The organism is Pseudomonas fluorescens, from assembly GCF_001902145.1.
Lineage (GTDB): Bacteria > Pseudomonadota > Gammaproteobacteria > Pseudomonadales > Pseudomonadaceae > Aquipseudomonas > Aquipseudomonas fluorescens_BV.
Genome location: NZ_MRST01000021.1, coordinates 25,914 through 42,368, shown reverse-complemented (window position 1 = coordinate 42,368; position 16,455 = coordinate 25,914). Strand labels below are relative to the sequence as shown.

General features: G+C 57.9%; 8 protein-coding genes. 2 read left to right on the top strand and 6 right to left on the bottom strand.

The features are described 5' to 3' along the window. Positions 1-22 precede the first annotated feature (22 nt). The 5 genes from BUE92_RS08795 to BUE92_RS08775 all read right to left on the bottom strand — a co-directional run bounded on the left by BUE92_RS08795 (position 23) and on the right by BUE92_RS08775 (position 14,017). Positions 23-1,873: a TolC family protein gene (locus BUE92_RS08795; protein ID WP_073523160.1), complete on the bottom strand. Its 1,851-nt coding sequence runs from the start codon at positions 1,871-1,873 to the stop codon at positions 23-25. A gap of 2 nt (positions 1,874-1,875) precedes the next feature. After that, positions 1,876-3,054, bottom strand: coding sequence for an HlyD family type I secretion periplasmic adaptor subunit (locus tag BUE92_RS08790; protein WP_256673945.1), 1,179 nt, complete (start codon positions 3,052-3,054; stop codon positions 1,876-1,878). A 58-nt stretch (positions 3,055-3,112) separates the two neighbouring features. Continuing rightward, a complete protein-coding gene (locus BUE92_RS08785; protein WP_073523158.1) occupies positions 3,113-5,401 on the bottom strand; it encodes a type I secretion system permease/ATPase in 2,289 nt (762 codons plus the stop codon). A 951-nt stretch (positions 5,402-6,352) separates the two neighbouring features. Beyond that, positions 6,353-7,240, bottom strand: a complete 888-nt coding sequence (locus BUE92_RS08780) for an OmpA family protein (RefSeq protein ID WP_073523157.1) — start codon at positions 7,238-7,240, stop codon at positions 6,353-6,355. Between the two features lie 117 nt (positions 7,241-7,357). Continuing rightward, positions 7,358-14,017 (bottom strand): Ig-like domain-containing protein, encoded by a 6,660-nt coding sequence (locus BUE92_RS08775; protein ID WP_256673950.1) that lies wholly within the window; start codon positions 14,015-14,017, stop codon positions 7,358-7,360. Positions 14,018-14,212: 195 nt separating this feature from the next. On the opposite strand from BUE92_RS08775, the gene BUE92_RS28825 reads away from it, so the two are divergent. Both BUE92_RS28825 and BUE92_RS08770 read left to right on the top strand, forming a co-directional pair. Next, positions 14,213-14,590 carry a hypothetical protein gene (locus BUE92_RS28825; protein WP_256673953.1) on the top strand — a complete coding sequence of 126 codons (378 nt, stop codon included), beginning with the start codon at positions 14,213-14,215 and terminating at the stop codon, positions 14,588-14,590. Between the two features lie 419 nt (positions 14,591-15,009). Further along, on the top strand, positions 15,010-15,636 hold the full coding sequence (locus tag BUE92_RS08770; RefSeq protein WP_073523155.1) for a response regulator transcription factor: 627 nt from the start codon (positions 15,010-15,012) through the stop codon (positions 15,634-15,636). Between the two features lie 239 nt (positions 15,637-15,875). On the opposite strand, the gene BUE92_RS28820 is transcribed toward BUE92_RS08770, so the two are convergent. Beyond that, positions 15,876-16,412 carry a hypothetical protein gene (locus BUE92_RS28820; RefSeq protein WP_256673944.1) on the bottom strand — a complete coding sequence of 179 codons (537 nt, stop codon included), beginning with the start codon at positions 16,410-16,412 and terminating at the stop codon, positions 15,876-15,878. Positions 16,413-16,455: the final 43 nt, after the last annotated feature.

Here is a 16,455-nt window from a genome sequence, read left to right as displayed (position 1 = left end):
TTTTCAGATCCGAACAGCTGTGTCAGTTTTCACTTGAGCGGTTATTCAACCAGCTAATCAATGTACCAGAACTCGCATAACTTCGAATGATAGCAGCGTAACCATCAAAGCGACTGCTGACCTCACTGACTCTATTGTTATAGTAGTCTGACTCCGAACTTAGCACGTCAAGTAAACTCCGTTTGCCAAGATGATACCACTGATCAAAAAAGTCCACCCGAATACGGTCTGTCTCCGCGGTCAAGCTGTGATAAAGGTCCGCGCGCTCGAGCAATGAACTGGCGTCTTGATTGGCAGCCCTGATCCGTTGTTCCAAATCGCGCTGCTGATCTTCCACCAAATAACGACTCGCCTCGGCTCGCGCCAGTGCGGCACGCTCCGCAGCCCGGGTGGAACCACCGCGGAACAACCCCCAACTGACCTGAATACCGGTTTCATAAGCCTGCCTGCGTCCCAACTCATCCTGACCGGTGTTCTTGCTGACGACCCAACTGAACGTCGGTAAACCCGACGCGCGGACAACGGCCGCCTCAGACTCTGCGGCCTGCGTATCGGCCCGCGCTTTCAGAACAGTCGGATGCGACTCCACCTTACTCAGCTGGCTCTGCGGGTCGGGGAGGCGCAAACGCCACTGGGTGGCGGGTGGCAACGTGATCGAAGACTCTCCCAATAAACGCTGAAGCACAATCTCCGTATCACGTGCTTTAGCCACGGCGGCATCAAGCTGGGACTCGGCGGACAGCAATCGTCCTTTTGCCTGAGTCAGCTCACTCTTGCGTCCCTGATCCACGGCCACGATGCCTTGCAGCATCTTCGTCAGTTCGTTCATACGCGCGACGTAATCCTGGCTGACGGCAATGACCAAGCGTTGTTTACTCAGTTCGGTGAGCGCACTGCTCACGTCCCATGCGGTGGATTCCGACTCCGCGCTGATCATCAGCGTAGCGGCTTCGGCCTGAGCCTCACGCGTCTTGATGGTGTGGCTGGTCTGGCCAAAATCATACAGCGTGGTGGCCAGGTTGAGGTTCAGGGAAACAGCATCCTCATTCTCCCGGCGACTGCCACTGCCGAAGTTGAGATTTTTACTGTTGCTGCTGACATTGAGCTGCGGCCAGCGCTGCCCTTTCGCTTCATCGATACTGCTTTGGGCGGCGTCCGCTTGCGACCGGCTGCTGTTGATTTTTGGATTGATCTGCAGGGCCTGCATGACCGCTTGGGAAAACAAGGTTCTGACCTCGCTTTCGGAAAGCGAATTTTCCAGTTCGGCACGCGACAGTTTCCTTTGCGCCGGCAAGGTAGTTTTCGAGCGCAAGCTCAGCGCAGAAACGCCCATGGGTTGTGGAACAGCACTGTCAGCGGCGGGCGTCACCAAAGGCGCTTGCACAACGGGAGTCGCAGGCTCAGGTAGAGCGGGTGGCTGAGGAGGCGGAGGCAACGGCTTTTCAGCGGGCCGAGCAACAGGCTGGCTCGCAATCACCGTCGGCGGCACCACCTCAACATCCTTGATGAACGACTTGCTCGGCAGAACGTCCGGCGCTGGGGCGACTGGCGCTTGAGCCACCGGACTCGAGGCGACCGGCGCTGGAGCCATCGGTGCCGGGACGACCGGTTCTGGAGCCACCGGAGCCGGGACGACCGGCGCTTGAGCCACCGGTGCCGGGGCGACCGGCGCTGGAGCCACCGGAGCTGGGGCCACCGCCACTGGAACGACCGGCGCAGGCTTCTCCACCGCACCATGTCGTAACGCGGTAAACATCAGTAGTTCATCATCTTCCGACGCAAGTGACGTGTTATTGCCCAAGCCATACAGCGCCAGCGCGACGGCCAAACTCAGCAAACGGACGGGAAACCGTGAGGTTTTTTCTCTAGACATTATCAACGCTCGCGAAAGGCTTCACGAGCCTTGAAAACGGGCTTGAGCAGGTAGTCAAGAATGGTCTTTTCACCTGTTTTGATTTCAACGTTCGCGACCATGCCAGGGATGATCGGCAGTGCCTTGCCGCCCGCCTCAAGGCTGCTTTTGTCGGTCAGGATCATCACGCGGTAATAGATAGCGTCGGGGCGACCGGCCGCGGCTTTCTGATCGTCTTTCAAGGTATCCGGACTGATCGTCTCGATCTGCCCGGTAAGGCCGCCGTAGATGGCATAGTCATACGCGGTGATTTTCACCGTCGCTTTTAATCCGGGGTGTAAAAAAGCCACGTCGGAGGGGCGGATCTGCGCTTCAACCAGCAGTTGATCCTCCAGCGGGATAATCTCCAGAATGCGCTCACCCGGCTGGATAACGCCGCCAATCGTGCTGACGCGTATATTCTTCACCGTGCCACGCAGCGGCGCGGTGATGGTGGTGCGCTCCACCACGTCCGCACGCCCTACCAGGCTCTCCGTCGTCTGGGCCAGTTCCAGCTCCAGCTTGGTCAGCTCGGTATTGGCCTCTGACTGGAAGCGATTTTTGCGGTCGGCTATCTGGGAAAGCAGATCGTTAGCCTGGCGTCGCATACGCAGCAGTTCGACTTCCGACATCAATCCCCGGCCAGCCAATGGCTCCGCCAGAGCAATTTCTCGCATCGACAGTTCATAGCTTTTTTGCAAGGCACCCACACTTGCATCCTGGGATTTTTTACGTGATCGGTAGGCACTGGTTTCCAGTTCCACTTCGCGCGGAACGGAAAGCACTTCGTTGTCGAATTCCAGCGGAATATCGAACGCCTCTGCGCGTAAACGCGCGATGGTGGCCTTCAGGCCGATGGCTTTACGTCGCACTTCCTGAAAACTGGACTGAGCGCGAGTGGGGTCCATCTGCAGCAACGGTTGCCCACGCTCGACAATGTCCCCTTCGTGCACCTTCATACTGGCGAGGATGCCGCCCTCCAGGCTTTGGATCACCTGTTCGCGGCCTTTGGAAATCACCTTGGCTTCGCCACGGGTAATCTCCTCCACGCGGGCAAAGTGTGCCCAGATCAACCCACCACCCAACACCAGCATGACCATGTAAAGCACCAGCATGGAGCCGGGCGTGGTTTGTGCGAGCAGCGACTCGTGGATATCGCTCATGAAGGCCGAGTCGTTGCGCGAAATTTCCTGTTTTTTAGCTTTAAATAACATCATGACCTCAGACCGAAGCCGGCTGGCTTTCGGGTGCCGTTGATGAATGCCCGGCAGGTGTCATCGCCGCATCCACGGGCTTGACTCGGCTTACCGCAGGCGTCGCAGACTTTTGCTTGAGTTTCTCCAGCACCGTGTCTTTCGGCCCGTCCAATACGACCTGGCCTTCCTCGACGACAATGATTCTGTCGACCAGCGCCAACATCGATGGGCGATGCGTGACAACGATGAGCGTCTGTTGCTGGATGGCCAGCTTCAACTGACTGATGAAATGCTGTTCTGTCTGGGCGTCCATCGCACTGGTTGGCTCATCCATCAGTAACAGCGTGGGGTTCGCAATTAAGGTGCGTGCCAGGGCAATCAGTTGTCGCTGGCCTCCGGACAAGCTGTCACCGCTCTCACCAACGGGCAGGTTGATCCCCGCCGGGTGTCGTGCGGCTACCTGGTCCAGGCCGGTGAGCTTGAGCACACGCAGCAGTTCACGCGCGGTGGCATCCTGGCAACCGATCATCACGTTCTCACGCAACGTACCGTGGAACAGACGGGCGGACTGGCCAACGAAACCCACACTGCGATGCCAGTCCGCAGGGTCGATCTGACTCACATCCAGGTCGTCGGCAAACATCTGGCCCTTGACCGGTTGGTACAGGCGAGCAATCAGCCTCAGCAAGGTGGATTTGCCACTGCCGATGCGCCCGATGATCGCCACACGCTCCCCGGCCTGGATACTCAGGTTGATACCTTTGAGGACTTCCGGGTTCGGTTGCATCGGTGGGGCGGGATAAGAGAAGTTAACGCCCTGTAGTTTGATATTCCCGCTGATTTCCGGGTGCGCCAGATAGCTGCAGGTCTTATCGCGATCCACCGGCATATCCATCAGTTTGTTCAGCGCATCAAGGGCGGCCTTGGCCTGCTGAAAACGAATGGCCAACCCGACCACCTGGCTCAGCGGCGCGGTGCAACGACCGGCGAGCATGACCGTACCAATCAGCGCGCCCATGGTCAGCGTACCGGCGTCGATCAGATAAACACCGGTGACAATGAGCGCCACGGTCTGAAACTGTTGCAAGAAGGTCGCAACCCCGGTCGCAATCGCCGAGTATTGCCTGGAGCGCATGCCTGACGCCGATTGCATCGCACTGAACCGCTGCCAGCGGCGCTGCATCCAGGCTTCGCCGTTGGTGGATTTCAGCGTTTCCATGCCTTCAATGGACTCGATCAGCACGCCTTGTTTGAGCGAGGCTTCTCGCAGGTTTTCCTTCATGACTCGCGCAAGCGGCCACTGGATACCGACACTGACCAGAATGATCAGCGGGATCATCAGCGCCGGTATCCAGGCCAGTGGCCCACCAATCGCAAAAATGACCACCAGAAAGAGCAGCACGAAAGGTAGGTCGGTAATCACCGCCAGCGTGGCGGAGGCGATGAAATCACGCACGGATTCGAATTCGCGGATCTGGTTGGCAAAACTGCCCGAGGAAGCGGGCTTGTGCTCCATACGGACTGCCAGGGCCTGGCGAAATAAAATACTGCCCAATACCAGGTCGGCTTTTTTCCCGGCGACGTCGATCAAATGCGCGCGGATGTAACGGGTAACCGCTTCGAACACCATGGCCAACGTCACACCGATGGCCAAGGACCACAGCGTCACGAATGCCTGGTTGGGGATCACGCGGTCATACACGTTCATCGTGAAGAAAATGCTGGCCAACGCCAGCAGGTTGATCAGCACCGCCGCAATCGCTGCACTGCGGTAGTAACGCCGATAGCGCCACAGCGTGCTGAACAACCAGTGCCCCTTGGGCTGAGGCAGCGGGTCGTTATCGCTGGTTTCCACCTTCGCCAAGGGTTTGACCAGAATCGCGTAGCCGGCGTAATAGCTCATCAGTTCTGCGTGAGGCACTTCGACCGGTTGGTCGCTCACTTCCGGCAGGATGATCTGATACGCCAGGTCTCTTTTACCGTCCGCATTAACGAATGCGCGGCGCGACAGCACGATACAGCCCGCAGAACCGTCACGGATGAGAATGATCGGCATCACTTGCTCAGGCAGCTCTTGCAGCCCACGCTCGACCAGGCCACCGGTCAACCCGGCGTTTTCCAAGGCCTTGAGCGCCAGGGAGGGCGTCAGTGAGCCGGCACGCGGCAGGCCGGCCAGCAAGCCCTGGTCGGTTTTCCCCAAGCCATAGTGGTGGCAGACCCAGGAAACACTGCGCAGCAAACTGTCGTCGAGGCGGGTAAAAGGTTTTACCTCCACGGCCTCCTCCCCTACCTTCGGATCGGCTTCATTTCGCATCTGCTGTTCTCCGTGCAATCAACGTAGGTTGAACAGCGCCTACACAAAAAAGGCATCGCTGCATGAGTCGGAAAATTCTGACACTGGTAGGTAAAAGTGCAGGACAAGACATTTCTTAAATGTGCTGTTTGCTCGGCGCAAAACGCCGTTTTATTGGGATAAACCATTGGTTTTCGAGAGGCGGGGCGCAGATCCCCTGTGGGAGCGGGCTTGCCCGCGAAGGCGGCGCGTCAGTCACTAATTCTTTAACTGAACCACCGCTTTCGCAGGCAAGCCAGCTCCCACACTGGTCATGCGTCGCCCACAGAATCAGCGCCTGGCACAGATCCCTTGTGGGAGTGGGCTTGCCCGCGAAGGCGGCGCGTCAGTCACTAATTCTTTAACTGAACCACCGCTTTCGCAGGCAAGCCAGCTCCCACACTGGTCATGCGTCGCCCACAGAATCAGCGCCTGGCGCAGATCCCCTGTGGGAGCGGGCTTGCCCGCGAAGGCGGCGCGTCAGTCGCTGATTCTTCAACTGAACCACCGCTTTCGCAGGCAAGCCAGCTCCCACATTGGTCATGGATTGCCCACAAAATCAGCGCCTGGCGCAGATCCCCTGTGGGAGCGGGCTTGCTCGCGAAGGCGGCGCGTCAGTCACTGATTCTTCAACTGAACCACCGCTTTCGCAGGCAAGCCAGCTCCCACATTGGTCATGGATTGCCCACAAAATCAGCACCTGGCGCAGCTCCCACAGGGGACCTTCGTGGTTTTGAGCATTGCGCTCGCTTAACTGAACGGCATTAGGGCTAAGGGGCGCTGGACGAGCCGGCGTTTAAAGGGAGGGATATGAACGACGAAAATCGATTAATTGCAGGTTTTTTCTTAGGAAAAAAAACGGGACGGATAATTCCGTCCCGAAAATTTCACATCACAACAAGGTGTGAGCGATCAAGCCATGCTGGCTAATACTCACTCACCCACGGCACTGGTGCCCTCGACACGCACACTCACGCGACGGTTTGGGGCATAGCAGGCAATCTGTTCGGCTTTGCTGCCATAGCAGTCAGTAACCACCGGCTCGGCCATGCCGGCACTGTTGGCGGTAATGTCGCGCGCCGCAATACCGGCCTGAATCATCAGCAAGCGCACGGTTTCTGCACGGCGCTGACCGAGCAGCATGTTGGTGCTCTCGGCACCAATCTGGTCGGTATGCCCCGTCACTTGCACGCTGTGGATGGTGCTGTTTTCGCCACGAATTTTTCGTACCAGATCGGTGATCGCCCGGTGCCCTTCAGCGGTGATGTTACTGCGATCGGCTTTACCGAAACGGAACAACACATCGCCCGAAAGCGTGTAGTCCTTGGGTTTCTCCGCCACGTACTGGCAGGCTTCAACCACAGAGGCGCGCGACAACATATGTGCCTGTGCCTTCATGCCGCGCAGGGCTTTTTCCGCATCCGCACGCTTCAGCAGTTGTGGCTTGCCATCCATGCCACTGCTCACTTTCATGAAGTAGGTTTGCCCACCTTTCAAGTCGCTGCGCCAAGGCTGGTCATGTTTGCCTTGGTAAAGCGGAGCGTCTTTGACGAAAGCCCCCAGGCTGTGATTGCCGGGCACGACACAGAAAGTGGTGAAGCCATTAGGCAACAGCGCCGACTGGAACTCGCCATCGATATACACGTTGGCGCTGCCTGCGGCCTGATCAGCCTCGCGATAAAGCACCACCTGCGCCTGGCTCGGGCCCACGCCTGCAACGGGCATGTACCCCTGGCCAAATACCTCTGCAGCCTGAGCGGAAAACATGACACAAGCGCCGCCAATCAACGCGGTCAAGGTGCAAGTTTTGAACATATTCATAACTTCTCCACGGCCTCACAACGAGGCCGCTCTTCAAAAGGTGTGAGTAGAAAAATCAAATAAACCCGGTGAAATGACGCCGCCCATACCCAGCGACGACGTCAGTAAAACCTGGGGTCAAGTAAGATTGGTTGTCACACCCTCCTGAACCAGCAGTTCAACACTTGAAGTGCTGTGCTGGAACACATCGTAGCGAACGCCGGCCACTTCTACGGCTTGTGTCGCTTTCGCCCATTCAGTCGGATCGGTACCGTTGAGTTGATCGTCAAGATTGACGACATCACCTTCCTCGCCCTGGATCATCATCTGCTTCATCCCGTCCTCGATGAAGGCATTCATTTCACCAAGAGAGAGTACGTCATCCAGCGTGATGTTCAGGACATCCGGGGTCCCGTTGGCCATATCCACGGTGGTCACGGGCTCGTTGTTGCCAAGGATGTAACTCAGATCAATAGGTTGCTCTGCGTTTGTCAGGGTCAACGTATGAGTATCATGATCCAGCGTTGCCGCTGCATGTTCATCTGCCGCCGTCTCTTTTGAACTTTCAACCTCTTCAACACTTTCAGTGCTGCTAATAGCCGCAGTAGTCACTACGGTTTGTGCGCCCCAGACGAGGTTATCAATCATCAAACCACTGTTGTCATTGGTATCAAGCGAGATATTCCCGATCAGCCTACCCGTCGGCGCGGTAAACGTGAACGAGGTTCCACCGGTAGTGCCTGAGTACAGTTGGGCACCGGCGGTATCAAGTATGATGATACTGGCAACCTGACCTGCCTGCCCCGAGCCGCCATACCCAGAGATATTAAAGGTAATATCTGTTGTTCCGCCTACGTTGAACACCATCGGGCCTGGACTAACTGTTCCCCCCCCGCTATCTGGGCCAAAGTGTAAACCGTTGCTCCAATCGGCAGGGCCTCCTACCTGACTGTAAACGATCCTTGCAGTGTCATTTCCCGGTGCACTAATGATGTTCAAACCTGAGGCATAAGACATAGGTTTTCCAGTAACAGCGCCTTCAAAATTCTCTGTCCCGGAAGTCGTAGGTGCAACGATTGTCAACGTACGCGTTGTTGCGCCACTCGTATTATCCGCCGCGTCTGTCGCCGTCACGCTAAAGCTATGGTTACCCAGCGCCAGACCCGCTGGCGGTGTCCATGTCCAAGTACCGCCGGTAGCCGTGACGCTGTAGACAGCCCCGTTGTCCACGGTAATACGCACCACGCTGCCTGCTTCGGCGGTACCGTTCAAGGTTGGCGTGGTGTCGTCAGTATTACCGCCATTGGCAATATTCCCGGTAGCGTTGCCCACGTTATCCATCACGGTGGTGATCACTGGCGCGGTTGGCGCCGTGGTGTCGATGATCACCGCTCGGTTAGCGGAATAGCCCGAGACGTTTTCGGCCGCATCCGTGGCCGTCGCACGGAAGGTGTAGGTCGTGCCGTTGGTCAGCGCTGTTCGGTGGGTATACTCCCAGGTGCCAGCAGGGGTCGCCTGGACGCTACCCAACAGGGTCGTGCCGTTATAAACCTTCACGATGCTGTTCGCTTCGGCCGTCCCCCTCAGCGTTGGTGTGGTGTCATCCGTGCTACCGCCGTTGGCGATGTCACCGGTGGCGGTGCCCGCGTTATCCATCACGGCGGTGATCACTGGCGCGGTCGGTGCCGCAGTGTCGATGACGATCGAACGTTCAGCGGAGTAGCCCGACGTGTTTTCCGCCTCATCTGTAGCGGTCGCTTTAAACGTATAGTTGGTGAAGTTCAGCGTCGGAGTGGTATAGCTCCAGGTGCCGGCAGGGGTCGCCTGGGTGCTGCCCAACAGGGTCGTGCCGTTATAAATGTGCACGATGCTGTTCGCTTCGGCCGTACCGTTCAACGTTGGCGTCCTGTCGTCCGTTATACCACCATCGACGATATTGCCGAGGGCGGTACCCTCGTTATCCATCACGGTGCTGATCACGGGTGCAGCCGGCGCCACAGTGTCGATGACGATCGAACGTTCAGCGGAGTAGCCCGACGTATTTTCCGCCGCATCTGTAGCGGTCGCTTTAAACGTATAGTTGGTGAAGTTCAGCGTCGGAGTGGTATAGCTCCAGGTGCCGGCAGGGGTCGCCTGGGTGCTGCCCAACAGGGTCGTGCCGTTATAAATGTGCACGATGCTGTTCGCTTCGGCCGTACCGTTCAACGTTGGCGTCCTGTCGTCCGTTCTACCGCCATCGACGATGTTGCCGGTGGCGGTACCCGCGTTATCCATCACGGTGGTGATCACGGGTGCAGCCGGTGCGGCAGTGTCGATTACTATCGAACGTTCAGCGGAGTAGCCCGACGTGTTTTCCGCCGCATCTGTAGCGGTCGCTCTAAACGTATAGTTGGTGAAGTTGAGCGTCGGAGTGGTATAGCTCCATCCGCCAGCAGCGGTCGCCTGGACGCTGCCCAACAGGGTCGCGCCGTTATAAATGTGCACGATGCTGTTCGGTTCAGCCGTACCGTTCAACGTTGGCGTCCTGTCGTCCGTTCTACCGCCGTTGGCGATGTCACCCCTGAGGGTGCCCGCGTCATCCATCACGGTGGTGATCACCGGCGCGGCCGGCGCCGTGGCGTCGATGGTCACCGCTCGGTCGGCTGAGTAAACCGAGACGTTATCGGCCTCATCCGTGGAGGTCGCACGGAAGGTGTAGGTCGTGCCGTCGGTCAGCGCTGTTGGGTGGGTATACTCCCAGGTGCCAGCAGGGGTCGCCAGGGTGCTGCCCAACAGGGTCGCGCCGTTATAAACGTGCACGATGCTGTTCGCTTCGGCCGTACCTTGCAACGTTGGCGTGGTGTCATCCGTTATACCGCCGTTGGCGATATCACCCATGGCGGTGCCCGCGTTATCCATCACGCTGGTGATCACTGGCGCGGTCGGCGCCGCGGTGTCGATGATGATCAGGTACGGGTCGGACCTTACGGAAGGGTTGCCCGCCAGGTCGGACACGATCAGTGTGAAGTTATGGCCGCCGTCGTTCAGACGGGTGTCCGGCGTGAAGCGCCAGCCGCCATTGGCATCCACAATGGCCGTGCCGATAGGTAGACCGTTGTCGATAATGGTCACGGTTTCGCCCGGCTGCAGGCCACTGCCTTCCAGGGTCGGCGTGTTGTCGTCGGTACGTCCGCCGTTCCATACGTTGCCCTGGGTTGGCCCTACGTCGTCCCAGACGTTACCAATACCATTGCCACCGGTACCGCCTGTACCCGGTTTGTCCGGTGCGGTGGTGTCAATGTCTAGGGTGAAATCGGCCGTCGGCGGGCTCGCGGCACCCGAGAGGTTGGTCGCTACGGCGGTGAAGTGGTGGCTGCCTTCCAGCAACTCGGTCGTCGGGGTGAAGCTCCAGTTGCCTTGGGCCGTGGTGCGCACAGTGCCCAACGACGTGCCATTATCAAACACTTCGACCACGCTGTTCGGGCTGGCGCGACCGACCAACGTCGGCGTAGTGTCGTCCGTTACGTCGCCGCTGCCCAGGTTGTCGGTCAGGCTGCCTTCATTATCCTCGGCGTAATCCAGGCTGATGACGACCGCAGAGGTGTCTACGATGAAATCAACCGGGGCGCTTGGGTCGGAGCGGTTGCCCGCCGGGTCTTCAATCACCACCACCACACTGTGCGGACCGTCCGGCAGCGGATTCGTCGGCGTGAAGCTCCACTGGCCGTCATTTTCGACCACGGTAGAACCGATCACCTTACCGTTATCCTCAATGATCACCACATCGCCAGGAGTACCGGAGCCTTCAATGGCTGGGGTCCTGTCGTCGGTCGTGCCGTTCTGAGGGATCAGGCCGACGGTCGGGCCGACGTTATCGTTGGCGGTCACATCATCCGCGGCGTCAGGGCGCGTGGTGTCGATGTCCAGACGGAAATCACCGGTGCGGCTTGGGTTGCCAGAAGCATCAATCACCACAGCCACGAAGTTGTGGGTACCGTCCGGCAGTTTGACGAGAGGCGTCCAGCTCCAATCGCCGGTAGCGTTAGCCGTTACGCTGCCGGCGATCGTGCCATCGACAGTCAGGAAGACCAGTTGGTTCGGCTGAGCGGTACCGCGCAGTTCAGGCATGGCATCGTTGGTCAGGTCGCCACCGTGCAACATACCGGTATGACCGTCGACATCATCCCAGGCGCCCGTGATGGACGGAGCTGTGGCGTTGCCGCCTGCCAGCACGTCGAAACCGAACGAGTTGGACGGCAGGCTGAGGTTGTCGGAAAGATCGCGCGCATTGGCGGTCAGGTTGTGCGGACCGTTGAGCAGCGGCGGTACTGGCGTGAACGACCAGTTGCCGGCGCTATCGACAGGCGCACTGCCGATGACCACGCCGTTATCGGAAATAATGACGGTGCTGCCGGCTTCGGCGGTGCCGCTGATTTGCGGCTGTGCATCGTCAGTAAGACCACCTGCGGTGATCGGGCCGGTCTGAGCGCCCTGGTCGTCGACGACACTGTCGATGGTCGGTGCATTCGGCCGCTGGGTGTCGATGATGACCAGGTACGGGTCGGACTCCACGGAAGGGTTGCCCGAAAGGTCGGTCACGATCAGCGTGAAGTTATGGTCGCCGTCGTTCAGACGGGTGTCCGGCGTGAAGCGCCAGCCGCCATTGGCATCCACAATGGCCGTGCCGATAGGCTGACCGTTGTCGATAATGGTCACGGTCTCGCCCGGCTGCAGGCCGCTGCCTTCCAGGGTCGGCGTGTTGTCGTCGGTATGTCCGCCGTTCGCTACGTTGCCTTGGGTTGGCCCTACGTCGTCCCAGACGTTACCAATACCATTGCCACCGGTACCGCCTGTACCCGGTTTGTCCGGTGCGGTGGTGTCAATCTCCAGGTTGAAATCGGCCGTCGGTGTACTCACGGCGCCCGCAGTGTTGGTGGCCACGGCGCGGAACGAGTGACTGCCTTCCGGCAACGCGGTCGTCGGGGTGAAGCTCCAGTCGCCTTGGGCAGTAGTGCGCACCGAACCCAGCGACACGCCATTATCAAACACTTCGATCACGCTGTTCGGGCTGGCACGACCGACCAACGTCGGCGTGGTGTCATCCGTCGCGGCGCCACTGCCCAGGTTGCCGGTCAGGCTGCCTTCATTATCAACGGCGTAATCCAGGCTGATGACGACCGCAGAGGTGTCTACGATGAAATCAACCGGTGCACTTGGGTCAGAGCGGTTGCCCGCCGGGTCTTCAATCACCACCACCACACTGTGCGGACCGTCCGGCATCGGAGTTGTCGGCGTGAAGCTCCACTGGCCGTCATTTTCGACCACGGTAGAACCGATCACCTTACCGTTATCCTCAATGATCACCACATCGCCAGGAGTACCGGAGCCTTCAATGGCTGGGGTCCTGTCGTCGGTCGTGCCGTTCTGAGGGATCAGGCCGACGGTCGGGCCGACGTTATCGTTGGCGGTCACATCATCCGCGGCGTCAGGGCGCGTGGTGTCGATGTCCAGACGGAAATCACCGGTGCGGCTCGGATTGCCAGTCGCATCGATCACCGAGGCCACGAAGTTGTGGGTACCGTCCGGCAGTTTGACGAGAGGCGTCCAGCTCCAATCGCCGGTAGCGTTAGCCGTTACGCTGCCGGCGATCACGCCATCGACAGTCAGGAAGACCAGTTGGTTCGGCTGAGCGGTACCGCGCAGTTCAGGCATGGCATCGTTGGTCAGGTCGCCACCGTGCAACATACCGGTATGACCGTCGACATCGTCCCAGGCGCCCGTGATGGACGGAGCTGTGGCGTTGCCGCCTGCCAGCACGTCGAAACCGAACGGGTTGGACGGCAAGCTGATATTGCCGGAGACATCCTGTGCGTTGGCGGTCAGGTTGTGCGGACCGTTGAGCAGCGGCGGTACTGGCGTGAACGACCAGTTGCCGGCGCTATCGACAGGCGCACTGCCGATGACCACGCCGTTATCGGAAATAATCACGGTGCTGCCGGCTTCGGCGGTACCGCTGATTTGCGGTTGCGCGTCGTCAGTAAGACCACCGGCGGTGATCGGGCCGGTCTGAGCGCCCTGGTCGTCGATAACGCTGTCGATGGTCGGCGCATTTGGCCGCTGGGTGTCGATGATGATCAGGTACGGGTCGGACTCCACGGAGGGATTACCCGCTTGGTCCCGCACGATCAGCGTGAGGTTATGGTCGCCGTCGGGCATCGGAGTGCTCGGCGTGAAGCTCCAGCCGCCATTGGTGTCCACAAGGGCCGAACCGATAGGTTGACCGTTGTCGATAATGGTCACGATGTCGCCCGGCGTCAGACCGCTGCCTTCCAGGGTCGGCATGGTGTCGTCAGTGTATCCACCGCGCCCTACGTTGCCTTGGATGGGTCCAATATCATCCCAAACGTTACCAATACCATCGCCACCGGTACCGCCTGTACCCGGTTTGTCCGGTGCGGTGGTGTCAACGATCACCGTAAAGCCATCACCCGGTTCACTGATGTTGCCGCCTGTATCACGCTCGATAGGCGTAAGGACGTGCTCCCCCTCAGCGAGCGGGACGTCCGGAGTGAACTCCCAGCGGCCGTTATCGCCGACAACAGTCGAGCCAATGATGTCATCGCCATCTTTTACGATGATGACGTTACCTGGCGTACCGGTCCCGATTAAGGTCGGAGTATCGTCGTCCGTGGTGTCGCCACTTTTAATAGGGCCCTGAATGTCGCCCTTGTCGTCGATGCCGCCCTCGACAGAGGGGGCGGGAGGCCGGGCGATTGCAATACCTACGTCGTCGTTCCCTGAGTCGCGATTGTCCAGCATGCGGCCCAAACCGATTGCTGCGCCCAGCGCGGCCAATGCACCCAGTGCCAGCAAGGCCGGAGAGAATGCCGTCCCGGCCGCCACCAGCTCGCCGATGCCGGAGAAAATGCCTGCACCCAACGCAACCGCCGAGCTTTCGCCGTCCATCAGGAAGGCAGCATCGTCACGGTCTTCGCCGCTGGTCGCGATATATTCGTGCCACTCGCCGTCTTCGCCTTTACCTACCAAGGTTCCGGGCTGGTCGTAGAAACCTTCAATAATCAGCTGCGGCTGATCGTCGCCCTCAAGGAAAACCTGCAGGTCTTTGCCGACGCGCTTAAGCGTGACGTTTTCCGGGGCTACACCGTTTTCACCCTCGGAAAGGATGTATTTACCATTCGCAATAGCTTTGACTTTAGCGACTTTGCCTTGGGACAGAACTTGCGCCTGGACAATCGTATTTTCATCGACAACGGCCGCATTTACTGGAACTACACTCATCATAATTACCTTAATACGAGTAGTACTCTTCACGTCCGCCGGTCCGGCGACGCAGTTGAGACCTCCGTGAGAAAAAGACACACGTCAGCCTAGTATTGGAATTGTGGCCGCGGACAGGGCAAAACCCACTAGAGACATGTCTCAAAAACCGCAGGGCAGATCGCAAGGGGGCTGTAAGGTAGACCGGGTAATGGCGCGCACTTGAAAGGGCCGCGCACGGGCTTATCGTTTCGAGACCTCAGACAAGACAAGACCCGTCTCAAATAGTGTCTGAATGGATGACTTTCGCGGTGACTCGCTTGATGCTGAACTTTAACGTGCGCTATAAATACCAGCCTGTTCATTCGTCACTGAAACTTCAGGCGAAGCACCTTTATACAACACGCTATCAAAGTATCTGCCCGTGTCTTTTCAGGTATGAAAGGGCATGATAACTGCACTTGCTGATGGCATGCCTGGCTTCACCCTGGGTACGGCGAGCTGCATACAATCGAACTAGCGAGTCAACAAAAATGGAAAAGAAAGTAGTACTGATTGATCGCCACCCCCTGGTTTATATCGGGCTGGAAAAAGTACTCAAAGAGCATGGCTATCACCTGATTAACGGCTATAGCAAAGGTGAAGACATTTACACCGTCATTTTACAGAACCAGCCTTCCTTCATCATAATCGACACGACCCAGTCACTGATCTGTGGCGCAGAATTCCTCCACGTTGCCAGCACACTGAATATCAAAGACAAAATCATTGTTTTCTCTGAATACGACAACGTGCATTATCAGAGGGAATGCCTGGCGTCGGGCATCAGCGCCTACATCCCCAAGCATCTAGACTCTCTCGAAATCATAAGCGCCATGGCTTCAATGGAACGTGGGGAGAAGTATTATCCCGCGCTAGGAAGGGCGCAGATATCCATTCAGATTGACGATTTCGACAGGTTCATAAAAGACAGCCTCACCGAACGCGAACAATTGATCCTCAAAAAACTCTCGGCAGGCTATTCCAACAAAGAAATTTCTGACCAGCTGCACTTAAGTAGCAAAACGGTAAGCACCCATAAGAAAAGCTTGTTTAAAAAGCTCTGCACAGACAATCTTGTTCAAGCCGTGGACATCGCCAGGCTCCACGCATTACCCTAATTCGATTTTCGCAATAGCTCTTCAACGGCATTATCCTATGCCGCACGAACTCAGCCCCCTTATTTCAGGCAGCCTATTCAACCGCATGCTGCGGCGAACCTATTCTTTTTATTATTACGCGCGACAACCATCGCCGAGTCTTGGCAACGCAGATAACGTTCGGAAGGGAGAGTACTGTTTTTTGGTGTACTGGATCGTTAAATCTTCAGGGCGCAGGGCACGCCCTAAAGTCTAAACATTTATCGAGCTTGACGAACCACTAGCTGCGACAGGCGGGTTTTGACGCGGAAGCAGAACTCACGAATCTGGAATTGATAACCCGGCATCACCATATCGTTGATATCCGGGCTAATTGAGTCTTTAACCTGCATATATTTATTGGTCTTGCTGGCAATGACCTGGAATTCCGCCTCGTACTTGTCATAAGACGCTTTGTTGTAAAGCTTCATGGTATCCAGCTCTCTGCGGCATTGTTGGACGCGCAGCTGGTTTGAGTTTGTCGCTGGCTCTGATTGGGCGGCCGTTTGGGTGTCAGCACTGGCAGTTGCAGCGGGTCGCACTGGCGGGCTTGGCGGCGTCACAGGTACGGGCGCGCGCGGTGCTTGCTGGACGACCGCAGGCGGCGGTGTCACCGGTTTTTCTGGAGCCTTAGTAGCGCATCCCGAGAGAGCAAGCCCTGCCAATACAACCATGCCGGAAATTTTATTCATCGGTTTCACCAAAGAGTCATTATGGTTGCCTGAGTTGTTACGTACTGGGTAACGGTAATAACTCATTCAATGATCGAGTGTAAAAGATTCTAGCCTCAAGACGCGCAGT

Coding starts and splice junctions, on each gene's coding strand:
- BUE92_RS08795 (WP_073523160.1), bottom strand. CDS start 1,873: ATGTCTAGAGAAAAAACCTCACGGTTTCCCGTCCGTTTGCTGAGTTTG.
- BUE92_RS08790 (WP_256673945.1), bottom strand. CDS start 3,054: ATGAGCGATATCCACGAGTCGCTGCTCGCACAAACCACGCCCGGCTCC.
- BUE92_RS08785 (WP_073523158.1), bottom strand. CDS start 5,401: ATGCGAAATGAAGCCGATCCGAAGGTAGGGGAGGAGGCCGTGGAGGTA.
- BUE92_RS08780 (WP_073523157.1), bottom strand. CDS start 7,240: ATGAATATGTTCAAAACTTGCACCTTGACCGCGTTGATTGGCGGCGCT.
- BUE92_RS08775 (WP_256673950.1), bottom strand. CDS start 14,017: ATGCTGGACAATCGCGACTCAGGGAACGACGACGTAGGTATTGCAATC.
- BUE92_RS08770 (WP_073523155.1), top strand. CDS start 15,010: ATGGAAAAGAAAGTAGTACTGATTGATCGCCACCCCCTGGTTTATATC.
- BUE92_RS28820 (WP_256673944.1), bottom strand. CDS start 16,412: ATGAGTTATTACCGTTACCCAGTACGTAACAACTCAGGCAACCATAAT.